This window comes from Streptomyces sp. NPDC102402, from assembly GCF_044765765.1.
In the GTDB taxonomy this organism is placed as follows: Bacteria; Actinomycetota; Actinomycetes; order Streptomycetales; family Streptomycetaceae; genus Streptomyces.
The window spans coordinates 55,420-79,294 of record NZ_JBIWKR010000021.1 but is presented as its reverse complement, the minus strand read 5'-3'; the positions used below and the strand labels follow the sequence as shown (position 1 = coordinate 79,294).

The window sequence follows — 23,875 nt, the reverse complement described above, 5'->3', positions numbered from 1 at the left end:
GGGCGAGGTGCGTCCGAGCCTGAACCACACGTATCGGAGGCGTTCTCATGGGGGCTGGCCACGATCACGGGCACACGCACGGAGGGCCTCCCCCGACGGGGACGGCCGCCGCCGCGTACCGGGGGCGGCTCCGGGTCGCCCTGGGCATCACGCTCGGCGTCATGGTCATGGAGATCGTCGGCGGACTCCTCGCCGACTCGCTCGCCCTGATCGCGGACGCGGCCCACATGGCGACCGACGCCCTGGGTCTGGGCATGGCCCTGCTGGCCATCCACTTCGCCAACAGGCCGGCGGGTCCCAACCGCACCTTCGGTTACGCCCGGGCCGAGATCCTCGCCGCGCTGGCCAACTGCCTGCTGCTGCTCGGCGTCGGCGGCTACCTGGTGTTCGAGGCCGTCGAACGCTTCATCACTCCCGCCGAGACCAGGGGCGGCCTGGCCATCGCGTTCGCCGCCGTCGGGCTGGTGGCCAACGTGGTCTCGCTCTCCCTGCTGATGCGCGGGCAGCGGGACAGCCTCAACGTGCGGGGCGCCTATCTCGAGGTCGTCGCGGACACGCTCGGCTCGATGACCGTCCTCGTCTCCGCGGGCATCATCATGGCCACCGGCTGGCAGGCCGCCGACCCCATCGCCTCGCTGCTGATCGGCCTGATGATCGTCCCCCGCACGGTGAAGCTCCTGCGGGAGACGCTCGACGTGCTGCTGGAGTCGGCCCCGAAGGGCGTCGACATGGACGACGTACGCGCCCACATCACGGCCCTGCCGGGCGTGCTGGACGTCCACGACCTGCACGCCTGGACGATCACCTCCGGCATGCCGGTCCTCTCCGCCCATGTGGTCGTGCACCAGGAGATGCTGGACTCGATCGGCCACGAGAAGCTCCTGCACGATCTGCAGGGCTGCCTGGGCCACCACTTCGACGTCGAGCACTGCACCTTCCAGCTGGAGCCCAGCGGGCACGCGGAACACGAGGCGCGGCTCTGCCACTGAGGGCCCGGGAGCCCGGTGCTAGGGTCTGGTCGTGTCTCCGGTCCGGAGCCCGTCGAAGTGAGAAGGAGCTGAGGGTGATGACTGTCCAGACGACGGCTGCCCCGTGCAGCAAGCGGTCCTTCCTCGCCTTCCGGGTCACCGGCTGACCGCTCGGCGCTCTTCACCTCGCCGTGCCGGCCGGGGCCCTCGCATCCAAGGGTTTCCACGTTGACCGAGCACATGTACGACGCTTTCTTCGCACCGCACGACGGACTTCCCCGGCAGAGCCCGGGCTCCGACTCCACCACCCGGCGGCTGCTCTCCCTCGCGGGTCCGCTGCCGCCCCGCCCCCGCGTCCTGGACCTGGGCCGCGGCCCGGGCAGGGCCTCGCTGCTGCTCGCCGCGGAGGCGGGCGCCGAGGTGACCGCGGTCGACCTCCACCAGCCCTTCCTCGACGAGCTCGCGAAGGCCGCCGAGGCCCGCGGGCTGGGAGAGCGGATCCGTACGGTCAGGGCCGGCATGACCGACCTCACGGAGCCCGAATTCGCCGACGGGTCGTTCGACCTGGTCTGGGCCGAGGGCTCCGCCTGCGTCATCGGCTTCGACACCGCCGTACGGGACTGGCGGCGGCTGCTCGCCCCGGGCGGCTCGATGGTCGTCACCGAGTGCGTCCGGACGACGGACGCGCCGTCGGCGGGGGCGCGTGCCTTCCAGGAGCGGCGCGCGGCGCTGCGCTCCTCCGTCGCGGAGAACACCGCGGCGGCGGTGGAGGCGGGCTGCCATGTGGTGGGGGTGCTGACGCGGCCCGGCAGCGACTGGGTCGAGTGCGGTGTCCCGCCGGCCGGGCGGGCCGACCCGTCGGCCCCCGGCATGCCCGAGGCGCTCTCGGCCGCCCACGAGGAGCTGGAGGTCCGCCGCCACGGCGCGGAGTACGGCTTCGCCGGTTATGCGCTGCGCCCCTTCGACGCCCGCTGGCGGACCCGTCCCGAGACGGCGGCCGACCGGGAGGCGGTGCACGATGTCGTCGCGGCCGCATTCCCGACCCGGGAGGAGGCCGGCCTGGTCGAAGCCCTGCGCACCGACCCCGGCGCCTGGCTGCCCGGCCTGTCGTACGTGGCCGAGGCCCCTGACGGCTCCGTCGCGGCACATGCGCTGCTGACCCGCTGCCGGGTCGGTGACGCTCCCGCGCTCGCGCTGGCCCCCGTGGCGACCGCGCCGGGTCACCAGCGCGGGGGCGCCGGGCGCGCGGTGGTCAGGGCGGTGCTGGACTCCGCGCGGCTGCGCGGGGAGTCACTCGTCCTGGTGCTCGGACATCCGGAGTACTACCCGGTCTTCGGCTTCGTGCCGGCGTCGCGGTTCGGGATCAGGCCGGGCTTCGAGGTTCCCGACGAGGCGATGATGGCGCTGATCCTGGACGATTCCGTGCCGGTTCCGCAGGGAATGATCCACTACCCGGCGGCCTTCGGAGTCTGACGCGGTGTCCGTCCTGCCGTGCCCCGCGGGGCACGGCAGGACGGACATGCCAGCACCCGAAGTGCGGACAAGCGGCTTTTGTACGGCAGACTTGACCGCACTCGAGGGGTCCGGCGCACGAGGCCGGGAACCAAAGCGAAGGATGGGTATGCCGACCACACCAGCCACCGCGGCGCACAGCTCGTCGAACGGCACAGCAGACGCGATCATGCTCGAACTGGTCGACGAGAGCGGCACCACCATCGGCACAGCGGAGAAGCTCGCCGCTCACCAGGCCCCCGGCCAGCTCCACCGGGCGTTCTCCGTCTTCCTCTTCGACGAGCAGGGACGGCTGCTGCTGCAGCGCCGCGCACTCGGCAAGTACCACTCCCCCGGCGTGTGGTCGAACACCTGCTGCGGCCATCCCTACCCGGGAGAGGCTCCGTTCGCGGCCGCCGCGCGGCGTACGTACGAGGAGCTCGGCGTCTCGCCCTCGCTGCTCGCCGCGGCGGGCACGGTCCGCTACAACCACCCCGATCCGGTGTCGGGCCTGGTGGAGCAGGAGTTCAACCACCTGTTCGTCGGGATGGTGCAGGAACAGCTGCGGCCGGACGAGGAGGAAGTCGGTGAGACGGCTTTCGTGACCGCCGGTGAGCTCGCGGAGCGTCATGCCGCCGCGCCCTTCTCGGCGTGGTTCATGACCGTGCTGGACTCCGCACGGCCCGCGATCAGGGAGCTGACGGGTCCGTCTGCGGGCTGGTGAGGCCCGTACGCCGCGCAGGGGCGGTCAGAGCTGCGTCTTCAGGGGCAGCGCCGCCCAGATGATCTTTCCGCCGCCCGCGGTGTGCTCCACGTCGCAGGTGCCGCCGGCCTCGGCGGTGATCTCCCGTACCAGGAGCAGCCCGCGCCCGCCGGTCTGCGCGTAGTCGGTGACCAGCGCCGTCGGGCGGTAGGGGTGGTTGTCCTCGACGGAGACCCTGATCCATTCCGCGCCGATGGCCACCTCGACCGCCAGTTCGGGCGAGAGCAGCGCCGCGTGCCGGACGGCGTTGGTGACCAGCTCCGACACGATCAGGAGCAGGCCCTGGAGGACGTCGTCCTCGACGGGTACGCCCTGCCGGGCGATCAGGTCCCGTACGGCGTGCCGGGCCTGCGGCACCGAGACGTCGAGGGCGGGGGCGGTGAAGCGCCACACTCCCTCGTACGGCACTGGATGGGCCGGAACGCTCCCGCGGCTCTCCATAGACCGGCACCCGCTCTCGACTCGCACATCACTGACCATCGAGTAATGAGTGTCGGGAAGAGTGTGGTCCGGACCGCAGCTCTGACCGCAAGTGGTCGGTTCTCGATGCAATGTGATCGAGTGGGTATGGCGGCGTCAGGTGATTGGACTACTTCTCACCTTCTTGAGGCGTCATCTGGTCCGTCACCAGACTGACGACGCGTCGGCCTCCCACCCCGACGGCGATCAGACCGAGCCCGTCGAACAGCAGGGCAAGCGAGAAGAAGCACCCGAACACGTAGAGGCTGCTGTGCGGCCAGTCGACGAGCACCAGCACGCCCAGGAGCAGTCCGAAGGCCCCCTGCAGCAGGGTCCAGCCGAACTGGGGCCCGCGCACGACGACACTGCCCACCAGCCGGAACACTCCCCCGGTGAGGAAGAGGAGCGCGGCGAACATCGTCAGCGCCTCGGCCGTGCCCACCGGATTCCTGATGACGACGACACCGGCCGCGATGTTCAGCGCGGCCACCACCACACCCAGCCAGAAGTACGGGGTACCGCGGGCCTGGACCGCGTGGAGGAGGCCGACGAGTCCGCCGACGAGCAGCAGCCAGCCGAAGAGGATCATCGAGGTGAGGGTGGCCACGCCGGTGTAGACGAGGCCGACGAGCCCCGCGACGACCAGCAGCGCTCCGAGCAGGGCCAGCACGCCGAAACCGCGGCTGAGCTTCCTGCCCTCGGTCGTGGGCCGGGGCTCCTTGCCCTCGGTCGTGGGTCCGGCCATCGACAGCTCCTCACGGTGCGTGCCCGCTTTCGACCCCTTCTTGATCATAGGTTCGGGCCGTGCGGATAGCATCCGGCGCATGGACCTCAGGGAGCAGACGGCACGGACGGATCCGCGGCTGGAGCACGCGGTCGTGGACGGCATCGCCACCGTCGTCATCAGCAACCCCGCGAAGCGCAACGCCATGACCGCCGGCATGTGGCAGGCGCTGCCTCCGCTGCTGGAGGAGCTGGCCGCCGACCCCGGCGTGCGGCTCCTCGTGCTCACCGGCGCCGGTGACACGTTCTGCGCAGGTGCGGACATCGGCTCTCTGCGGGGCCCGGGAGGACGGCCGCAGGCACTCGCCGTCGAGGCGGAGGAGGCCCTGGCCGCGTTCCCCCTCCCGACGCTGGCGGCCGTACGCGGATACTGCGTGGGCGGCGGCAGCCAGCTGGCGGCGGCGTGCGACCTGCGGTTCGCCGAGGAGGGCGCCTCCTTCGGGGTCACGCCGGCCAAACTCGGGATCGTGTACCCCTCGTCCTCGACGCGTCGGCTGGTCGCGCTGGTGGGCCCCGCCCAGGCGAAGTACCTGCTGTTCTCCGGCGAGCTGATCGGCACGGACCGCGCCCTGCGGGCGGGGCTGGTGGACGAGGTCCTGCCCGTGGGCGGGCTGGAGGAGCGGGTGCTCTCGTTCGCGCGGATCCTGGCGTCGCGCTCCCGACTGACGCAGGCCGCGGCCAAGGAGTTCGCCGACGGACGTGAGGACCGGGACGCGTACTGGTCGCGCCAGGCGGACGGCAGTGGGGACACCGCCGAGGGGGTGGCCGCCTTCCTGGAGCGCCGCGCTCCGCGTTTCACCTGGCACACGGGGTCAGCCGGGACCGTGCCTACGTCAGGATGAACCGGCTCTTCGCCCGCCACTCCTCGACCACGGCCGCGGACGCCTTCCGTGGTGATCCGCTGTCGTAGGGCGGCTGGGGGTCGTACTCGGTCAGCAGCTGGACGGTCCGCGCGTACTCGTCACCGGCGATCCTCCCGAGGAGGGTGAGGCCCATGTCGATACCGGCGGAGACTCCGGCGGCCGTGACGTACTTGCCGTCGAGGACGACCCGCTCCTCGGCCGGTTCGGCTCCGTAGGTCCTCAGGACGTCGAGGGCGAGCCAGTGCGAGGTGGCGCGCCGGCCGGTGAGCAGTCCGGCGGCGGCGAGCAGGAGGGAGCCGGTGCACACGGAGGTCGTCCAGGTGCTGGTGGCATCGGCCGTCCGCAGCCAGTCGAGCAGGACCCCGTTGTCCATCTGGTCGCTCTGTCCGGGGCCGCCCGGCACGATGACCAGGTCGGGGGCGGGTACGTCGGCGAGCGTACGGTCGGCGACGAGCGAGAGGCTGCCCCGGTCGTTGCGCACGGGGCCCGTCCGTTCGGCGACGAGGACGGTCTGGGCCCCGGGGAGCCGGTTGAGCATCTCGTAGGGGCCGACCGCGTCGAGCGCGGTGAAACGGTCGAAGAGCACGATGGCGATCCGCATGGGTGTCATCTCACGATCTGTAGGGTCGTTGCGGGCAGGAAGAGCACGCCGGTCACAGGGACGGGGCGCGGAAGCGGCGCCGGTATTCGGCGGGCGCCGTGCCCAGGGCTCTGACGAAGGCGCGGCGCATCGCCTCCGGGGTGCCGTAGCCACTGGCACGGGAGATCCCGGCGACGTCACCGGTGGTGTCCTCCAGCAGCCGGCGCGCCTGTTCGAGGCGTACGCGCTCGACGTATCTGCCAGGGGTCAGGCCCGTCTCGGCCTGGAAGGCGCGGGCGAAGTGGCGGGGCGAAAGCCTGGCCCGGGCGGCGAGCGCCTCCACCGAGAGGTCCGCGTCCGGGTGCTCGGTGACCCAGTGCTGTACGTCGCGGAGGGGCTCGCGGACAGCGGTCTGGGCGGTGAGCTGGGCGCTGAACTGCGCCTGGTTGCCGGGTCGTCTCAGGAAGACGACGAGGTGGCGGGCGACGGAGAGGGCCACCTCCCGGCCGTGATCCTCCTCGACCAGGGCGAGCGCGAGGTCGATGCCGGCCGTGACACCCGCGGACGTGGCCAGTCGGCCGTCGCGCACGAAGATCGGGTCCGGGTCGACCCGTACGGCGGGATGGTCGCGGGCGAGCCTCTCGCAGACGGACCAGTGCGTGGTCACCCGGTGACCGTCGAGCTGGCCCGCCGCGGCCAGGAGCAGCGCACCGGTGCAGACCGAGACCAGTCGCCGGGCCGACGGGGCGTGCACACGGAGCCAGTCGACCAGTGCGGGGTCGGGCGTCCGCGTGCCCGAGCCGCCCGGCACGAGGAGCAGGTCGGGTGGCGCGGCGTCGGCGAGAGTCCCGTCCGGGACGAGGCCGAGGCCGCTGGAGCAGCGGACCGGTGCGCCGTCCAGGGATGCGGTGCGCAGGACGTAGGAGACCCCGGGAAAGCGGGAGGCGCCGGCGAAGACCTCCACGGGGCCGCTGACGTCGAGGCTCTGGACGCCGTCGAAGAGCACGACGAGCACGGATCGCTGCTTCATGGGGGCAATCCTGCGCGGCGGGGCCGATGGCAGCAATGACGAGTTCCCCACCTTTCCTGCCACGCCGCCGTGTGGCCCGCAGACTGCCGCCCCGGAGTCACCTCACGTACCAACCAGTCGGTAACGTGCGGGCATGAGCACTCTTGAGCCCCGCGCCGGGCGCCGCTGCCACAACGCACTCAACCCGCTGCACTCCTGCGTCTACTTCTCCCCCGACCTCGGCAAGGAGTTCGGGGAGCTGGGCCTCGACGACTCGAGCCGCGTCTACTTCGCCGCCCGGGGCGCCGCCCTGGGGGCGGCCGGAGCCGGCACCGTCACCTCGACCTTCTACAACTTCAACCACGACCTCGTGGCCCGCCATCTGCCCGCCGTCTGGTCGGACGTCACCCCCGCGGCGGCCCTCGACGCGCGCCTCCGGGCGGCCGACTCGACGCTGCGCCGGGTGCTGGGCGAGGAGACCCTCGCCTCCCCGGAGATGGCCGAGGCCGCCGAGCTGGCCCTGCGCGCCGCCGAGGCGTGCACGCGCCACGCCCGGCCGCTGTACGCCGCGCACGCGGACCTTCCGGTGCCGGAGCAGACGCATCTGGCGTACTGGCACGCGGCGACGCTGCTGCGCGAACACCGCGGCGACGGGCACCTGGCCGCACTGCTCTCGGCCGGCCTGGACCCGTTGGAGGCCCTGGTCAGCCACACCGCCACCGGCAAGGGGATGGCACCCCGGTGGATCCTGGCCACCCGCGGCTGGCGGCGCGCGGACTGGGACGCCGCGGTGGAGCGGCTGCGTGGCCGGGGTCTGCTGGACGCCGAGGGCGAGCTGACCGACGCGGGCACCGCGCTCAGGGCGGACCTGGAGGAGGCGACGGACCGGATGGACGCCGCGCCGTACGAGCACCTGGGCGCCGACGGCGTGGCCCGGCTCACCGAGCTCGGCCGCGGTTTCCTGTTCACGGCGGCCTCCGCGGGGGCGTTCCCCGACGATCTGCTCGGCAAGGGCTGAACGCCCGGGGGCGCGGGAGCGGCGGGACCGGCCGGGCGGTAGGTACGTCCTGCGAAGGAGGCACACCGTGTTCCGTACGGCAGGACGCCGGGGCCCTGATCGACGAGGTCACGCGACACGGCCCCCGGCAACCCGGCACAATGCAGGCGAAGGGGCCCACCCGGGTGTGGACCACCCCAGTGGCACAGCCAGCACAGCCAGTACGAGAAGGCGAGTCGGTAAAACCGTGACGACGTCCATCGAAGGCAGGATCGCCGAGGAGCTCGGCGTACGTGAGCGTCAGGTGAAGGCGGCCGTCGACCTGCTCGACAGCGGGTCGACCGTGCCGTTCATCGCGCGCTACCGCAAGGAAGCGACCGAGATGCTCGACGACGCGCAACTGCGCACGCTCGAGGAACGGCTGCGGTACCTGCGGGAGCTCGAGGACCGCCGCGCGGCGGTCCTCGATTCCGTACGTGAACAGGGCAAGCTCGACGCGGCCCTGGAGGCGCAGATCCGGGCAGCCGACACCAAGGCGCGACTGGAGGACATCTACCTGCCCTTCAAGCCGAAGCGCCGTACGAAGGCGCAGATCGCGCGTGAGGCGGGGCTGGAACCCCTGGCCGAGGGGCTGCTCACCGACCCGTCCGTCGACCCGGCCGTCGCCGCCGCGGCGTTCGTGGACGCCGGCAGGGGTGTAGCGGATCCGGCGGCCGCCCTGGAGGGCGCCCGGTCGATCCTCGCCGAGCGCTTCTCGGAGGACGCCGACCTGACGGGCGAACTGCGCGAACGCATGTGGTCGCGCGGCAGGGTCGTCGCGAAGGTACGGGACGGCAAGGAGGAGGCGGGCGCGAAGTTCGCCGACTACTTCGATTTCGCCGAGCCGTTCACCGCGCTTCCCTCGCATCGGATCCTGGCGATGCTCCGGGGCGAGAAGGAGGACGTGCTCGACCTGGTCCTGGAGCCTGAGGAGCCCTCCGGGCAGCCTGGGCCCTCCTCCTACGAGAACATGATCGCGCGCCGGTTCGGTGTGGCGGACCGCGGCCGGCCGGGGGACAAATGGCTCGGCGACACGGTGCGCTGGGCCTGGCGGACCAGGATCCTGGTGCATCTCGGGATCGATCTGCGGCTGCGGCTGCGCACCGCCGCGGAGGACGAGGCCGTGCGTGTCTTCGCCTCCAACCTGCGCGACCTGCTGCTCGCAGCACCGGCCGGAACCCGGGCGACCCTGGGGCTCGACCCCGGTTTCCGTACCGGTGTGAAGGTGGCCGTGGTGGACTCGACCGGCAAGGTCGTCGCCACGGACGTCATCCACCCGCACGTGCCGGCGAACAAGTGGGACCGGTCGCTGGCCACGCTGGAGCGTCTGGCCAAGGAGCACCAGGTCGACCTGATCGCGATCGGGAACGGCACGGCCTCCCGCGAGACCGACAAGCTCGCGGGTGAGCTGTGCGACGCGCACCCGGAGCTGAAGCTCACCAAGGTGATGGTGTCGGAGGCGGGCGCCTCGGTGTACTCGGCGTCGGCGTTCGCCTCGCAGGAACTCCCCGACATGGACGTGTCGTTGCGCGGCGCCGTCTCGATCGCGCGTCGGCTGCAGGACCCGCTGGCCGAGCTCGTGAAGATCGACCCGAAGTCGATCGGTGTCGGCCAGTACCAGCACGACCTGTCCGAGGTGAAGCTCTCACGCTCCCTGGACGCGGTGGTCGAGGACTGCGTGAACGGCGTCGGAGTCGATGTCAACACGGCCTCTGCCCCGCTGCTCTCACGGGTGTCGGGCATCGGGTCCGGGCTGGCCGAGAACATCGTGTCCCACCGCGACGCGAACGGCCCCTTCCGCTCCCGCCGGGCGCTCAAGGACGTGGCGCGGCTGGGTCCGAAGGCATACGAACAGTGCGCGGGCTTCCTCCGGATCCGGGGCGGCGACGACCCCCTGGACGCGTCGAGCGTGCACCCGGAGGCGTACCCCGTGGTGCGCACGATGGCCAAGCGGACGGGCGGCGACGTCGCGGCCCTGATCGGCAACGCGGACACTCTCCGGTCGCTGCGGCCGGACGATTTCGTGGACGAGAAGTTCGGTCTGCCGACGGTCACGGACATCCTCAGGGAGCTGGAGAAGCCGGGCCGCGACCCCCGGCCCGCCTTCCGGACGGCCACGTTCAAGGAGGGCGTCGAGAAGCTCGGCGACCTGGCTCCCGGGATGGTGCTGGAGGGGGTCGTCACGAACGTGGCGGCGTTCGGCGCGTTCGTGGACGTCGGTGTCCACCAGGACGGGCTCGTCCATGTCTCGGCGATGTCGCGGACGTTCGTCAAGGACCCGAGGGACGTCGTGAAGCCGGGTGACATCGTCAAGGTGAAGGTCATGGAGGTCGACATCCCGCGCAAGCGGGTCTCGCTGACCCTGCGGCTCGACGACGAGGCCACGGCCGGGCAGGGCGGCGGGCAGCAGGGCCCCAAGCGCGAACGGAGCGCACAGGGCGGCGGCGAGCGGCCTCCGCGACAGCGGCAGGGTCAGGACAGCCGTCAGGGCGGGCAGCGGCGCGACAAGCGCGGGGCCGGAAGCAGCGGAGGCGGTGCGCCCCGCACTTCCGCGGCTCCGGCCAACAGCGCGATGGCCGACGCGCTGCGGCGCGCGGGGCTGACGGGTGGATCCGAGCAGGGCGGCGCCAGGCGCTGAGGCAGTCGTGCGGGCGGACGGGGTGTCCCCCTGTCCGCCCGCCGTCGTTCCCGCGGCCGATCCCCCGTCGTTCCGCCATTTCCGTGCGGAGCGTCTCGCGCCTGCGGGACACAACACCTTTACGTGGAACGAGTGTTGCGCGAAGCATTGACATGCTCAGGACGCACCAGCACCCTGAGTGCCAGCCCGGGATGCAACCGGTTGCATCGCACTGGTTGCGTCCCGGCAGCAAGAGCCGCACACCGGAGGCATGAGACCTCCTTCCCGCACGCTGCCTCGACTCCTTGGCGGAGAGGACTTCCGATGTCCGGTACGAGACGAAGACCCGCCCGCGCCACACCGGCCCCGGCACCGGCATCCGCCCGCGCCTGGGCCGCCCCGGCCCCCTGATGCACCCACTGTTGTGCAACCGGTTGCAGAACACCGGGTCACGACCGGTCACGCCCCGGCGGACCCGTGTGCAGCGGGTGCCGGCGGGGGTACGTTCGGGACAGGCGGCCGGCGCCGCAGGGCGGGCAAGGGGAACCAACCGTGGCGATGACCATCCGTGATGTCGCAGAGGCCGCGGGGGTTCACACCTCCACCGTCTCGCGGGCCTTCTCGGCCTCCCACCTGGTGAAGCGGGAGACCCGGGACCGGGTCCTGGCCGTCGCCGCCGAACTGGGCTACCAGCCGAACGAGACCGCACGGGCACTGACCACCGGCCGCACCCGGAATCTCGGCCTGATCGTCTCGGACATCGCCAACCCGTTCTATCCGCCACTCATCAAGGCGGCTCAGTCGTACGCCCGTGTCCGCGGCTACCAGGTCTTCGTGGCGGACACCGACGAGGACGTCCAGGTGGAGGAGGAGCTGATCCGCACCCTGTCCCGCCAGGTCGACGGCGTGGTCCTGGTCAGCCCCCGGCTGGCCAACGACGTCATCGCCCGGCTGGGCGGGGATCTCCCCTTCGTCATGGTCAACCGCCGGGTGGCCGGGCTCTCCGCCGTCCTGATGGACGTCGCACACGGCGCCGCCCTCGCGGTGGAACACCTCGCCGGACTGGGGCACCGCCACCTGACCCTGGCCGGCGGCCCCCGCGGTTCGTGGACCAGCGCGGAGATGCGCCGGGCCGCGGGCAGAGCGGCCGCGGCCAGGGGGATCCGGCTCGACGTGCTCGGCCCGAACGCACCGACCCAGCAGGGCGGGATCGCGGCGGCGGACGCCGTGCTGAGAACGGGCGCCACCGGCGTGATCGCCTACAACGACCTGGTCGCCATCGGACTCGTCGAAGCCCTGGACGACCGGGGCGTACGGGTCCCACGCGACCTCAGCGTGATCGGCGTGGACGACACCGTGGCCGGGCGGCTGAACCGTCCGCGGCTGACCACGGTCGCCATGCCGACCGCTCAGGCGGGGCGGACGGCGGTCGATCTCCTGATCCAGACGGTCGAGACGGAGGCCCCCGAACCCGCCACGGCGCAGACCACGCTGGCCACCTCGCTGGTCGTCAGGGACTCCACCGCAGCCCCGGCACAACAGGCCGACTGATCGTCCGTACCACCTTGTTGACCGCTCGATTCGGGTGTCGTACCGTCACCACTGTTCGCATACAAGAACTTGGTTCAGGATACGGAATCTTGCTTCCAGGGCCGGGACCAGCCTTCACCACCGCACCAACCACTGACAGGTGCCTGCGGAGGACGCCGCAGGCGGTGAAAGGAATAGCCAGTGCGTACTGAGAATCAGCACGTCAGGAGACGCGGCGGCCGTGCGGCCGCCACTCTCGTCGCCGTGGTCTCACTCCTCGCGGCGGGCCTCACCGCGCTCTTCGCGGCCGGATCGGCCTCGGCAGCCCCGGCCGCGGGCTCGTACAGCCTGGCGAACGCTGCCAGCGGTCTGTGTCTGGGCGTACCGGGCTCGAGCACCTCCGCGGGGACACAGCTCGCACAGAGCGCCTGCAACGGTGCCGCCAACCAGACCTGGAAGCTCACCGCGTCGGGCAGCGGCTACACCCTGGCCGCCGCGAACAGCGCCAAGTGCGCCGGCGTGCGGGACGCCTCCACCAGCGCCGGCAAGGCCGTGGAGCAGCAGAACTGCAGCGGCGCGGCCACGCAGGTGTGGACCCTGACCGCGGTCAGCGGCAGCACCTACCGCGTCGTCAACGGCAACGGCGGCAAGTGCCTGAACGTGAAGGACAGCTCGACGGCCTCCGGCGCCCTGGTGCAGCAGAACTCCTGCGACTCGGTGAGCAGCAAGAGCTGGACCTTCACCGCCTCGGGCACCGTTCCCACGGACCCGCCGACCGACCCGACGGACCCGCCGACCGACCCCACCGACCCGCCCACGGACCGGCCGTCGTGGCCGACGGCCAACGGCAGCCAGGCGGTCTCCTCGACCATGAAGGTCTCGGGGACGTACGACGGCGGCATGAAGCGGCTGTACGGCAGTGGTGACCTCGGCAGCGGTGGTCAGGACGAGGACCAGCCCGCACTGATCGAACTGGCGGACGGCGCCACCCTGCAGAACGTCATCCTCGGCGCCCCGGCGGCCGACGGTGTGCACTGCTCGGGTGCGTGCACCATCAAGAACGTCTGGTGGGAGGACGTGGGCGAGGACGCCGCGACCTTCCGCGGCAGTTCCTCCTCGACGGTCCGCACGGTCGACGGCGGCGGTGCCAGGCTCGCGGAGGACAAGGTCCTCCAGCACAACGGAGCCGGGACCTTGATCGTCAAGAACTTCCAGGTCGACGACTTCGGGAAGCTGGTCCGTTCGTGCGGCAACTGCTCCACGCAGTACGGCCGGCACATCCAGCTCCAGAACATCTGGGCGACCACCCCCGGCGACTCGCTGGTCGGCATCAACACCAACTACGGCGACACGGCGCGGTTCTCCGACATCACCATCTACGACGACGGCGGTCGCGACCTGGACGTCTGCGTCAAGTACAAGGGCACGACGAGCGGCGAACCCAGCAAGATCGGTACGGGCGCCGACGGCAAGAACTGTATCTACTCCTCGTCCGACATCACTTACGTCGACTGAGGCACACCGCCCGCACGCACCTGCCCGTCCCGGTCTCCGGGGCGGGCAGGTGCCGTGTCAGCCGGCCTCCGTGACCTTGCCGTCCGCCACCTCGACCCGGCGGGTCGTACGGACCGCCTCCAGCATCCGCCGGTCGTGCGTGACCAGGAGCAGCGTCCCCGTGTACGCCTCCAGCGCCGACTCCAGCTGTTCGATGGCCGGAAGGTCCAGGTGGTTCGTCGGCTCGTCCAGGACCAGCAGGTTGACTCCCCTGCCCTGGAGGAGGGCGAGTCCCGCCCGGGTGCGCTCGCCTGGCGAGAGCGTGGTGGCGGGCCGCAGCACATGGCCGGCGCGCAGGCCGAACTTGGCCAGCAGGGTGCGCACCTCGGCGGGCTCCGTGTCGGGGACGGCGGCACAGAAGGCGTCCAGCAGGCTCTCCGTACCGTGGAACAGCTTGCGGGCCTGGTCGACCTCGCCCACCACGACGCCCGCGCCGAGCGAGGCGTGGCCCGCGTCGAGCGGCAGCCTGCCGAGCAGAGCGGCGAGCAGGGTGGACTTGCCTGCTCCGTTGGCGCCGGTGATGGCGACCCGGTCCGCCCAGTCGACCTGCAGGGTCGCCGGACCGAAGGAGAAGCCGCCGCGGAGCACCGCGGCATCGCGCAGTGTGGCCACGACCGAGCCGGAGCGCGGTGCGGAGGCGATCTCCATCCGCAGGTCCCACTCCTTGCGGGGCTCCTCGACCACGTCGAGGCGCTCGATCATGCGCTGTGTCTGCTTGGCCTTCGCGGCCTGCTTCTCGCTGGCTTCGCTGCGGAACTTACGGCCGATCTTGTCGTTGTCGGTGGCCTTTCGGCGGGCGTTCTTGACGCCCTTGTCCATCCAGCCGCGCTGCATCTGGGCCCGGCCCTCGAGCGCGGAGCGCTTGTCGGCGTACTCCTCGAACTCCTCGCGGGCATGCGTACGCGCGCGTTCGCGCTCCTCCAGGTAGGAGGCGTAGCCGCCGCCGTAGAGGTTGATCTGCTGCTGGGCGAGATCCAGCTCCAGGACCTTGGTGACCGTGCGCATCAGGAACTCGCGGTCATGGCTGACCACGACCGTGCCCGCCCGCAGTCCGGACACGAAACGCTCCAGGCGCTCCAGGCCGTCGAGGTCCAGGTCGTTGGTGGGCTCGTCGAGCAGGAAGACGTCGTAGCGCGAGAGCAGCAGCGAGGCCAGGCCGGCGCGGGCCGCCTGACCGCCGGAGAGGGCGGTCATCGGGAGGTCGAGGCCGACGGTCAGGCCGAGGTCGGCGGCGACCTCCTCGGCACGTTCGTCCAGGTCGGCCCCGCCGAGAGCGAGCCAGCGCTCCAGCGTCTCGGAGTACGCGTCGTCCGCCCCGGGGGCTCCGTCGACCAGGGCCTGGGTCGCGGCGTCCATCGAGGTCTGTGCGTCGGCGACGCCGGTGCGGCGGGCGAGGAATTCCCGTACGGACTCCCCCTCGCGGCGCTCGGGCTCCTGCGGGAGGTGCCCGACGGTGGCGGTGGGAGGGGAGAGGCGCAGCTCGCCCTCCTCCGGCCGGTCGAGCCCGGCGAGCAGGCGGAGGAGTGAGGATTTGCCCGCGCCGTTGGCTCCGACGAGACCGATCACGTCGCCGGGCGCGACCACGAGGTCGAGTCCCGCGAAGAGTGTGCGGTCGCCGTGCCCCGCGGCGAGTTCCTTGGCGACGAGAGTGGCAGTCATCAGGGTGACGATCCTAACGACTCCCGGGCGCCGTCCTCGCCCGGGACCTCGGATGCAACCATGGCCCGTCCGTCCCACGGCGGGGCGGGACCGTACGGAGACAGGGGTGAGCGCGGTGGCGGACGCGATCGTGGTGGGTGGCGGGGTCAGCGGGCTGACCACGGCGTTGCTGCTGGCGGAGCGCGGCCTGCGCGTGCGGGTCTGGTCCAGGGACGCGGCCTCGGCGACGACGTCGGCCGTTGCCGGCGCCCTGTGGTGGCCGTACCGGATCGAGCCCGCTGCGCTGGTCGGCACGTGGGCGCTGGAGACCCTCCGGGTGTACGAGGAGCTGTCGGCGGACCCCGGGCGGACCGGTGTGCGCATGGTCGCCGGGGTGCACGGGGACGAGCGCCTGTCGGCGCTGGGCCCGTGGGCCCGCCGGCTGGAGGGCGCGTCCGAAACGGCCGAAGGGCTGCGGGTGACCCTTCCGCTGATCGACATGCCGGCCCACCTGCGCTGGCTGGAGGGCCGGCTGGCCGAGGCCGGGGGCTCGGTCGAGCGGCGTGCGGTGAACGGCTTCGCCGAGGCGGCCGCCGAGGCACCGGTGGTGGTCAACTGCACCGGGCTCGGCGCACGCGAGCTGGTCCCGGATCCCGGCGTGCGGCCGGTCCGGGGCCAGCTCGTGGTGGTGGAGAACCCCGGCATCGACGAGTGGTTCACCCAAGCGGATCCCGCGTCGAGCGCCACGACGTACTTCTTTCCGCAGCCGGGCGGGCTGGTGCTGGGCGGCACGGCCGAGGCGGACGACGCGCGGACGGAGCCCGATCCGCGTACGGCCGAGGAGATCGTGGCGCGTTGCGCGCGGGTGCGGCCCGAGATCGCGGGAGCGCGTGTCACGGGCCACCGGGTGGGGTTGCGGCCGGCCCGGGACGCCGGGGTGCGGATCGAGGCGGAGCCGCTCCCCGGCGGCGGTCTGCTGGTGCACAACTACGGCCATGGAGGTGCCGGAGTGACGGTGGCCCGGGGCTGTGCGCGGGCCGCGGCACAGTTGGTGGGCTGAGCCGCGGCTCAGGTCAGGCCCGGGGGTCTTCCTTGTGCCGTTCGTCGGAGGTGACCTCCGCGGGCCCGGGACCGATCCGGATCTCGAAGTCCCCGTCGTACTTCGCGTGCCCCTGGATGACCGCTGACTCGACGGCCTCCACACCGAACTCCCTGCGGACGATCATCGGGTCCTGGCGCAGGTCCCTCATCAGGGACACGCACATGCCGATCATGACGATGGTGAACGGCGCGGCCACGAGGATGGTCAGATTCTGCAGCCCCGCCAGCGCGTCGCCCTGGCCGTCACCGATGAGCAGCATGACGGCGGCCACGGCGCCGGTGACGACGCCCCAGAAGATCACGACCCACTTGGCCGGTTCGAGGACGCCCTTCTGGGAGAGCGTGCCCATGACGATCGACGCGGCGTCGGCCCCCGAGACGAAGAAGATCCCGACCAGGACCATCACCAGGATGCTCATGAGGGTGGCGACCGGGAACTGCTGCAGGACACCGAAGAGCTGCGCCTCCGGGGTGTCACCCACGTCGTCGAGCCGGCCCGCCTCCTCCAGCCGGATCGCGGAACCGCCGAACACGGCGAACCAGATCAGGCTGACCGTGCTGGGGACCAGGATGACGCCGCCGACGAACTGACGGATCGTCCGGCCGCGGCTGATCCTCGCGATGAACATGCCGACGAAGGGCGTCCAGGAGATCCACCACGCCCAGTAGAAGACCGTCCAGCTGGCGAGCCAGTCGGCCACGGCGCCTTCCCCGGTGGCCTCGGTACGTCCGGCGAGCTGGGCGAGGTCACCGAAGTACGCGGCGATGGACGTCGGCAGCAGGTCGAGCACGATGATCGTCGGCCCCGCGATGAAGACGAAGACCACCAGGATCAGGGCGAGCACCATGTTGATGTTGGACAGCCACTGGATGCCCTTCTCGACGCCGGAGACCGCGGAGGCGACGAAGGCGACCGTCAGCACAGCGATGATGGCCACGAGGAGGCCGGTGCCGGTCTTCTCCATCCAGTTGAGCTCCTGGAAGCCGCTGCCGATCTGGAGCGCGCCGAGCCCGAGCGAGGCCGCGGAGCCGAAGAGGGTCGCGAAGATGGCGAGGATGTCGATGATCCGGCCGGCCGTCCCGTGGGCGCGCTTCTCCCCGATGAGCGGGACGAAGACGGAGCTGATCGTCTGCCTGCGGTGCCGGCGGTAGGCGCTGTACGCGATGGCGAGCCCCACGACCGCGTAGATGGCCCAGGGGTGCAGGGTCCAGTGGAAGAGGGTGGTGGCCATCGCCGTCTGCATCGCCTCGGCGGCGTCCTCCGGGCGGGTCCCCGGCGGCGGGTCGACGAAGTGCGCCAGCGGCTCACTGACGCCGTAGAACATCAGGCCGATCCCCATGCCGGCGCTGAACATCATCGCGACCCAGGAGACGGTGCGGAATTCGGGCTTCTCCCCCTCCTGCCCGAGTGAGATGTTCCCGTAGCGGCTGATCGCGAGCCAGAGCGCGAAGACCACGAAACCGGAGGCCGCCAGCATGAAGGCCCAGCCGCCGTTGTGGATGAGGCCGTTGAGCAGTGTGCTGGAGGCGCTCTCCAGCGAGTCGGTGGCCGTGGCGCCCCAGACCACGAAGGCGACGGTGAGCACCGCCGTGACGCCGAAGACCACCCGGTCGGTCGTGGGGCGCCGGCCATGGAGCGGCTCGGCGGGTAGCTCGGCCGTGACGGGGAGATAGTCCCCCCGCCCGCCGGTTCCCTGCTCGTCGTGTGACACAGATGGCACCTTTCACGCAGTGCGAAATTTCGCTCTCCGTAGGCAGTACCACACGCGGAGTGCATCTGGCGGGACCAACAAGCCCTTCCCCGTTGACCGCATATGCAGCGATATGCACCGTCTCGCCGAGGTGATGGCCGTCCACCCGCCGGGACAGGGCGGTTAGGCTGACGGCGTTCGCGCCGAACCCGCCGGTCCGCCCGCGCCGAACCCGCCAGTTCCAGCCGTTCCCCGACGGGGCGCGCGTGCACGAGGAGCGACACCCTTGCTCGACCCGACCACCGACCCACAGCCTGACGCCCGGCCCACCCTGGAGGCCGTGGCCGCCCGCGCCGGTGTGTCCAGGGCGACGGCCTCCCGTGTCGTCAACGGCGGCGCGGGGGTGCGGCAGCCCTTGGTGGACCAGGTGCGCAAGGCGGTCGACGAACTCGGCTACATCCCGAACCACGCGGCACGGACACTGGTCACCCGGCGCAACGGGGCGGTGGCCGTGATCATCGACGAGCCCGAGTTCCGGATCTTCTCCGACCCGTTCTTCTCACGCCAGATCCGAGGGATCAGCCGCGAGCTCAACGCCCACGACGCGCAGCTGGTCCTGCTCCTGGTGGAGGGCAGCGGCGACTTCGACCGGGTCACCCGCTATCTGGCCGGTGGCCATGTGGACGGCGTGCTCGCCTTCTCGCTGCACACCGACGACGAACTGCCCGCGATCATCCGGCGGTTCCGCGTCCCGACGGTCTACGGCGGCCGGCCGGAACACCCCGCGGCGGAAACCGGGGACGCGCCGCAGGTGCCGTACGTCGACTGCGACAACCGCGGCGGCGCCCGTGAAGCCGTACGTCATCTCGTCTCGCTCGGCCGGCGGCGCATCGCGCACATCGCCGGCCCCCGCGACCAGACGTCGGCGCTCGACAGGATCGGCGGCTACCACGACGTGCTGCCGGACGCCGGCGGGGACCTGATGGCCGAGGGGGACTTCACCGCGGAGGGCGGGGCACGGGCCATGGGTGAGCTGCTGGACGCCCGCCCCGACCTGGACGCGGTCTTCGTGGCCAACGACATGATGGCCTCCGGTGCGCTGCGAGTGCTGCGCGAGAGGGGCGTCCGGGTGCCGGAGGACGTGGCCGTGGTCGGATTCGACGACATGGCGTCGGTGGCGGAGGCCACCGAACCGCCGCTGACGACGATCCGTCAGGACGTGGAAGGAATGGGCCGGCTCATGGTGCGGCTGCTGATGGAGCGCCTGAACAGCGGCACGGGGGCCCGGCCCGAGTCCGTGATCACCCCGACCGAGCTGATCCGCCGGGCCTCGGCCTGAGCCCGTCACGGCCGCAGGCGCGCCCGCGGCCCTCGGGCCTCGGGCCCACCCCGGTCACCGCGCGCCGGGTGCCGCTCCCAGCCGTCCCCGGCCCGCTCGCCACTCCGCCCGCGCCCTCCTGGCCCGCGGCAGATAGCGCAGCCGCTCCGGCAGCAGCGGTACGGTACGCCGCACCACGGCGCCGAGGCGCCGCAGGCTCCGCTCCTGCTCCGGGGTCCAGTCGAGCCCGAGCGCTTCCCGGGCGTCCGGCGGCATCAGCCCGACGGTGATGAAGGCGCGGAAACGGGCCAGCGGCGGGAGGAGCACCGGCCACAGCGCCTTCAGGAGCAGCCGCAGGAGGAAGGGCCCCCGGTCAGGTGGCGGCACGCGGGTGTCGGCCGCCACCAGCTCCCGCACGACGACGGTCGCCTCCACCTCGTCGGCGAGCATCGTGCGGTAGTAGGGCCAGAACTCCTCGATCGTCTGCGGCATGTCCCGGTCGTGGATGCCCAGGATCCGGCCGACCTGGAGCCACTCCCGGTACAGGGCGCGCTCCTGGGCGTCGGTGAGGGGGCGGACCAGATAGCGGGACGCGTGCTGGTAGACGGGGAAGCCGGTGGCGTGCACCCACGCGTAGTTCGCGGGCGTGAGCGCGTGGTAGCGGCGGCCCCGGGTGTCGGTGCCCTGGATGGTGCGGTGCAGCCTCCGGAGCCTGCGCCCCTCCTCCGCGGCCTCTGCTCCCCCGTACACCCAGAGCTGGAGCGAGCTCAGGGAGCGCTCGCCTCGCCCCCAGGGATCCGTGCGGAACACCGAGTGGTCGTCCACACCGGCGCCGACCGCGGGGTGGGCGACCTGGAGGGTGAGGGCGGCGGGCAGCATCAGCAGGCCGCGGATGTCGCCCGCGAGGCTCCACAGGACGCCGCCCGGCGGGGGCGGTGAGGGCTCTCCTGCGCTGGCCATGCGGGTGCTCCCAGGGGTCGGCGGGCGCCCGGACCGTTGGGGCCCGTGTGTGTTCCAGTATGCGATCCCCCCGAGGGGGCCTTCACCTCGCCGGTGCGGCGGGGTGTGGTCCGGCGGGGCGGGGTCCACACCTCGTCGCCGTGGGTGAGGTGCCCGTCGGTGACCCGCCAGTGGTGCGGGTGACCGGTCAGCCGCCGGGTTCGGCGCCCGTGCGCACCCCTTGCTCGAATCTGTGTCGGCACGGTTGACGCACCTCGTGAAACAAGTCAATAGTATTTGTAACTTTGACTCTCATGAGGGGGAGAGGTCCTCGCATGCCCGATGCGGCAGGGGAGTCGAGCCCTGCGGGCCGACCGGGCCCGCGTCGGCTCCGGCTGTGTCCACCGCACCGGCCTCACCGCGAACCCTGCCCGGAGAGACCCCGTCCCCGCCACAAGAGACCCCGTCCCCGCCACAGAGGAGGTCGCACATCATGGGCCGCTACAGCCGACTGCGCGAGATCCGCCGGATGGATCCCGCCCGAGACTGCGCCGAGATACTCCGGCTGATGTCCCAGTACGAGTTCCCCTGGGACTACCGGCAGGGCGTCGGTGTCGCGTTCCTGCGCGACTACGGCGTGCCGCGCATCTCCGTACTGCTCGACCGCACCCAGGAGTTCGAGCGCGACGGCCAGAAGCGCTACGACGACACCGTCCTGTTCGGGTACGAGATGGCCGCCGAGGGATTCGATTCGGAGCGGGCCCGTGCCGCGGCGCGCCATCTCAACCGGATCCACGGCAGGTACCGCATCCCGAACGAGGACTACCTCTACGTGCTGGCCACCACCGTCGTCGGCCCCAAACGCTGGATCGACCGCTTCGGGTGGCGGCCCCTGTGCGCCCAGGAGACGGCCGCACTGGCAGAGGTGGGTCGGCGGATGGCCGCCATGATGGGCATCGAGGGTGCTCCAGGCACCTACGAGGAGTTCGAAAGGCTGCTCGACTCCTACGAGGCGCGGATGTTCGCGTACGACCCGGCGAACCACCGTGTCGCCAACGCCACCTTCCGCGTCATGGCCGCGTGGTACCCGGCCCCGCTGCGCCCCCTGGTCGGCAGGCTCTCCCTCGCGCTGCTGGACGAGCCGTTACTGCGGGCGCTGGGCTTCCCGGCGCAGCCCCGCTGGGTGCGCGAGGCCGCAGTCCGCGTGGTGCGCGCCCGGTCGCGCGGCGTACGCCTGTTGCCGGCCAGGCCCCGGTGCCTGCCCTCCCGCCCACGGCCGCGCAGCTACCCCTTCGGATACCGGCTCGACGATCTCGGTCCACACTGGGCGCGAAGCCGTCCGCTGGAGCCCCTCCCCCTGGAGAAGTCATGACGACCCGGACCGACCGCCCGGAGAACAGCCTCGACGACATCCGCGCCGCCGTGGCGCGGGCCAGGAGCGCCGGCCGGAGCTGGGCCGCGCTCGGGCCACGCGAGCGGCGTGCGGCTCTGCTGCGATGGAAGCGCCGACTGGCGGCCCGAACCGACGAGTTCGCGGAGGTGATCGCGGCGGAGACGGGGAAACCGGTCCGTGACGCGCGCTCCGAGGTGCTGCTCACGCTGGTCCATCTGGACTGGGCCGCGCGCAACGCCCACCGCGTGCTGGGCCGGCGACGGGTGCGCTCCGGCCTGCTGTCGGTCCATCAGCGGTCGCTGCTGGCCTACCGTCCCCTCGGGGTGATCGGAGTCATCGGCCCGTGGAACTACCCGCTCTACACGCCGATGGGCTCGATCGGCTACGCCCTCGCGGCGGGAAACGCCGTGGTGTTCAAGCCGTCCGAACTCACCCCGGAGGTGGGGGTCCTGCTGGCCCGGAGCTTCGGGGAAGCCGTCCCGGACCACGCGGACCTGCTGCGGACGGTCACCGGCCCGGGAGCCACCGGAGCCGCTCTGGCAGGTGCGGACGGACCGTCCGGCGTGGACAAGGTCGCCTTCACGGGCTCGCCCGGCACCGCCCGCAAGGTCGCGGCCGCCTGCGCGGCCACGCTCACCCCGCTGCTCGCCGAGTGCGGGGGCAAGGACGCGGTGCTGGTCGCGGCGGACGCCGATCTGGACGCGGCGGCCGACGCGATCGTGTGGGGCGCGATGAGCAACGCCGGCCAGACCTGCGCCGGCGTGGAGCGGGTGTACGCCGAGGCCTCGGTGCACGAGGACCTGTGCGCGCGCATCGTGAGCAGGGCGCGGGCGCTGACGCCCGGTGACACGTACGGCGCCCTCACCCTGCCGACCCAGCTGGCCGTGGTGCAACGCCACGTGAAGCAGGCGCTGGCCGACGGCGGCAGCGCCGAGCTGGGCGGTCCCGGCTCACTGCGGGACCGGGTGGCCGGTCCGGTGGTGCTGTCGGGCGTACCGGAGGACTCGCCGGCGGTGACGGAGGAGACGTTCGGCCCGGTCGTCGTGGTGAACCCGGTGCGGGACATGGACGAGGCGGTGGAGCGGGCCAACGCCTCGGCGTACTCGCTGGGCGCCTCCGTGTTCACCCGTTCCGCGGCGGCCGGACTCGCGGTGGCCGAACGCCTCGGTTCCGGAGCGGTGTCGGTGAACTCGGTGCTCGGCTTCGCCGCGATCCCCTCCCTGCCCTTCGGCGGCGCCGGGGAGTCGGGGTACGGGCGGATCCACGGCGAGGAGGGGCTGCGCGCCTTCGCGGTTCCCCGCTCCGTCACCGTACGGCGGTTCGCGCCGGCGGTGGACCTGACCTCCTTCGCCACGCCCCGGGAGAAGGTCGCCAGGGCGGTCGAGCTCGGCAGGAAGCTGCACGCCCGGTTCTGACGGCCGTCACCCGGCGCTGAGGAGCGGCACCAGATAGCGGCGGGCGAAGGCGCCCACCTGCTCGTCGTCGTCCAGCTCGAAGGAGCTCACCGGGTTGAGGAGGAAGGAGACGGTGATCCGCACCATCAGCTCGGCGACCGGTGTCGGATCCGTCTCCGGCCGCCCTTCGGCACGCTGCGCGAGGCGGAGCCGGTCCGACAGGTACTCCCGCATGGCGAGGAAGGCCGGGCCGCTCTCCAGGGTGAGGAAGGGGAGCATGATCTCCGGCTCCAGCCTCAGCAGCCCGCCCACCAGCGGGTGTTCACGGATGTGCCTGAGTACGGCGACGAAACCGGCGACGAGCCGGTCCTCCATGGTGGGCAGGGCGGCGACCGCCTGGTCCACGTCGACGACGAACCGGCGGTACTCACGCAGCAGACAGGCGGAGACCAGGCTGTCCTTGTTACCGATGCGCCGGTACACGGTGACCCGGGAGACCTTGGCGCGCTTGGCCACGTCGTCGACGGTCGAGCGGCGCAGCCCGAAGGTCATGAACTGCTCACGCGCCGCGTCCAGGATCTGCTCGCTCAGCGCGTCGGACGGCGGCGTCTCGACGAGCGCCCTGGCCAGCAGTGCCTCGTTGGTACCCGGTGCCGCCATGAGCCCTCCCCGTTCGGTGCGACCACTCAACCATACCGACCGTGCAACAACGTCACCTCATGTGTCTCTTTGTATCTCCTGCTCGGCA

General features: G+C 71.9%; 20 protein-coding genes and 1 pseudogene. 13 read left to right on the top strand and 8 right to left on the bottom strand.

Going from position 1 to position 23,875, the window contains the following annotated elements:
- Positions 1 to 47: 47 nt before the first annotated feature.
- The 3 genes from ACIRJR_RS34325 (at position 48) to idi (ending at position 3,183) form a co-directional block, all read left to right on the top strand.
- Positions 48 to 989: a cation diffusion facilitator family transporter gene (locus ACIRJR_RS34325; RefSeq protein WP_403788182.1), complete on the top strand. Its 942-nt coding sequence runs from the start codon at positions 48 to 50 to the stop codon at positions 987 to 989.
- A gap of 207 nt (positions 990 to 1,196) precedes the next feature.
- Positions 1,197 to 2,441, top strand: coding sequence for a GNAT family N-acetyltransferase (locus ACIRJR_RS34320; RefSeq protein WP_403788180.1), 1,245 nt, complete (start codon positions 1,197 to 1,199; stop codon positions 2,439 to 2,441).
- A gap of 148 nt (positions 2,442 to 2,589) precedes the next feature.
- Positions 2,590 to 3,183 carry an isopentenyl-diphosphate Delta-isomerase gene (gene idi, locus ACIRJR_RS34315; RefSeq protein WP_403788178.1) on the top strand — a complete coding sequence of 198 codons (594 nt, stop codon included), beginning with the start codon at positions 2,590 to 2,592 and terminating at the stop codon, positions 3,181 to 3,183.
- A 24-nt stretch (positions 3,184 to 3,207) separates the two neighbouring features.
- Here idi and ACIRJR_RS34310 read toward each other — a convergent pair whose 3' ends face one another.
- Positions 3,208 to 3,663 carry an ATP-binding protein gene (locus ACIRJR_RS34310; RefSeq protein WP_403788176.1) on the bottom strand — a complete coding sequence of 152 codons (456 nt, stop codon included), beginning with the start codon at positions 3,661 to 3,663 and terminating at the stop codon, positions 3,208 to 3,210.
- 148 nt (positions 3,664 to 3,811) lie between these two features.
- Entirely contained in the window at positions 3,812 to 4,426 is a 615-nt protein-coding gene (locus ACIRJR_RS34305) for an HdeD family acid-resistance protein (RefSeq protein ID WP_403788174.1), read from the bottom strand.
- 79 nt (positions 4,427 to 4,505) lie between these two features.
- Between ACIRJR_RS34305 and ACIRJR_RS34300 the strand changes: the two genes are divergently transcribed.
- On the top strand, positions 4,506 to 5,306 hold the full coding sequence (locus ACIRJR_RS34300; protein WP_403788172.1) for an enoyl-CoA hydratase/isomerase family protein: 801 nt from the start codon (positions 4,506 to 4,508) through the stop codon (positions 5,304 to 5,306).
- Here ACIRJR_RS34300 and ACIRJR_RS34295 read toward each other — a convergent pair.
- Both ACIRJR_RS34295 and ACIRJR_RS34290 read right to left on the bottom strand, forming a co-directional pair.
- The gene (locus tag ACIRJR_RS34295) at positions 5,293 to 5,928 is read right to left on the bottom strand and encodes a DJ-1/PfpI family protein (RefSeq protein ID WP_403788235.1); all 636 of its coding nucleotides are present in this window, start codon (positions 5,926 to 5,928) and stop codon (positions 5,293 to 5,295) included. The two genes, ACIRJR_RS34300 and ACIRJR_RS34295, sit on opposite strands and share 14 nt — an antisense overlap.
- Positions 5,929 to 5,980: 52 nt before the next feature.
- The gene (locus tag ACIRJR_RS34290; protein ID WP_403788170.1) at positions 5,981 to 6,937 is read right to left on the bottom strand and encodes a GlxA family transcriptional regulator; all 957 of its coding nucleotides are present in this window, start codon (positions 6,935 to 6,937) and stop codon (positions 5,981 to 5,983) included.
- A 133-nt stretch (positions 6,938 to 7,070) separates the two neighbouring features.
- Here ACIRJR_RS34290 and ACIRJR_RS34285 point away from each other — a divergent pair, with 133 nt between their 5' ends.
- From ACIRJR_RS34285 to ACIRJR_RS34265, 5 genes and pseudogenes are all read left to right on the top strand, one after another.
- A complete protein-coding gene (locus ACIRJR_RS34285; RefSeq protein WP_403788168.1) occupies positions 7,071 to 7,934 on the top strand; it encodes a hypothetical protein in 864 nt (287 codons plus the stop codon).
- Positions 7,935 to 8,160: 226 nt separating this feature from the next.
- Positions 8,161 to 10,590 (top strand): helix-hairpin-helix domain-containing protein, encoded by a 2,430-nt coding sequence (locus tag ACIRJR_RS34280; RefSeq protein ID WP_403788166.1) that lies wholly within the window; start codon positions 8,161 to 8,163, stop codon positions 10,588 to 10,590.
- 537 nt (positions 10,591 to 11,127) lie between these two features.
- On the top strand, positions 11,128 to 12,120 hold the full coding sequence (locus ACIRJR_RS34275; RefSeq protein WP_403788233.1) for a LacI family DNA-binding transcriptional regulator: 993 nt from the start codon (positions 11,128 to 11,130) through the stop codon (positions 12,118 to 12,120).
- A gap of 180 nt (positions 12,121 to 12,300) precedes the next feature.
- Positions 12,301 to 12,843: pseudogene (locus tag ACIRJR_RS34270) on the top strand (RICIN domain-containing protein); the annotation flags it as partial.
- Entirely contained in the window at positions 12,817 to 13,614 is a 798-nt protein-coding gene (locus ACIRJR_RS34265; RefSeq protein ID WP_403788231.1) for a pectate lyase, read from the top strand. The pseudogene ACIRJR_RS34270 and the gene ACIRJR_RS34265, both read left to right, overlap by 27 nt.
- 57 nt (positions 13,615 to 13,671) lie before the next feature.
- Here ACIRJR_RS34265 and ACIRJR_RS34260 read toward each other — a convergent pair whose 3' ends face one another.
- Positions 13,672 to 15,312: an ABC-F family ATP-binding cassette domain-containing protein gene (locus tag ACIRJR_RS34260; RefSeq protein WP_403788164.1), complete on the bottom strand. Its 1,641-nt coding sequence runs from the start codon at positions 15,310 to 15,312 to the stop codon at positions 13,672 to 13,674.
- A gap of 115 nt (positions 15,313 to 15,427) precedes the next feature.
- On the opposite strand from ACIRJR_RS34260, the gene ACIRJR_RS34255 reads away from it, so the two are divergent.
- A complete protein-coding gene (locus ACIRJR_RS34255) occupies positions 15,428 to 16,351 on the top strand; it encodes an FAD-dependent oxidoreductase (RefSeq protein WP_403788229.1) in 924 nt (307 codons plus the stop codon).
- A 13-nt stretch (positions 16,352 to 16,364) separates the two neighbouring features.
- Here the strand turns inward: ACIRJR_RS34255 and ACIRJR_RS34250 are convergent, their stop codons facing one another.
- Positions 16,365 to 18,104 carry a BCCT family transporter gene (locus tag ACIRJR_RS34250; RefSeq protein WP_403788162.1) on the bottom strand — a complete coding sequence of 580 codons (1,740 nt, stop codon included), beginning with the start codon at positions 18,102 to 18,104 and terminating at the stop codon, positions 16,365 to 16,367.
- Between the two features lie 265 nt (positions 18,105 to 18,369).
- On the opposite strand from ACIRJR_RS34250, the gene ACIRJR_RS34245 reads away from it, so the two are divergent.
- Positions 18,370 to 19,422 (top strand): LacI family DNA-binding transcriptional regulator, encoded by a 1,053-nt coding sequence (locus ACIRJR_RS34245; protein WP_403788160.1) that lies wholly within the window; start codon positions 18,370 to 18,372, stop codon positions 19,420 to 19,422.
- A gap of 54 nt (positions 19,423 to 19,476) precedes the next feature.
- On the opposite strand, the gene ACIRJR_RS34240 is transcribed toward ACIRJR_RS34245, so the two are convergent.
- A complete protein-coding gene (locus ACIRJR_RS34240) occupies positions 19,477 to 20,361 on the bottom strand; it encodes an oxygenase MpaB family protein (RefSeq protein WP_403788158.1) in 885 nt (294 codons plus the stop codon).
- 472 nt (positions 20,362 to 20,833) lie between these two features.
- Between ACIRJR_RS34240 and ACIRJR_RS34235 the strand changes: the two genes are divergently transcribed.
- Positions 20,834 to 21,712, top strand: a complete 879-nt coding sequence (locus ACIRJR_RS34235; RefSeq protein ID WP_403788156.1) for an oxygenase MpaB family protein — start codon at positions 20,834 to 20,836, stop codon at positions 21,710 to 21,712.
- Entirely contained in the window at positions 21,709 to 23,148 is a 1,440-nt protein-coding gene (locus ACIRJR_RS34230) for an aldehyde dehydrogenase family protein (protein WP_403788154.1), read from the top strand. Before ACIRJR_RS34235 ends, ACIRJR_RS34230 begins: the two co-directional genes overlap by 4 nt.
- A gap of 6 nt (positions 23,149 to 23,154) precedes the next feature.
- Here the strand turns inward: ACIRJR_RS34230 and ACIRJR_RS34225 are convergent, their stop codons facing one another.
- Complete coding sequence (locus tag ACIRJR_RS34225) at positions 23,155 to 23,787, bottom strand: TetR/AcrR family transcriptional regulator (RefSeq protein ID WP_403788152.1); 633 nt, start codon at positions 23,785 to 23,787, stop codon at positions 23,155 to 23,157.
- Positions 23,788 to 23,875 lie beyond the last annotated feature (88 nt).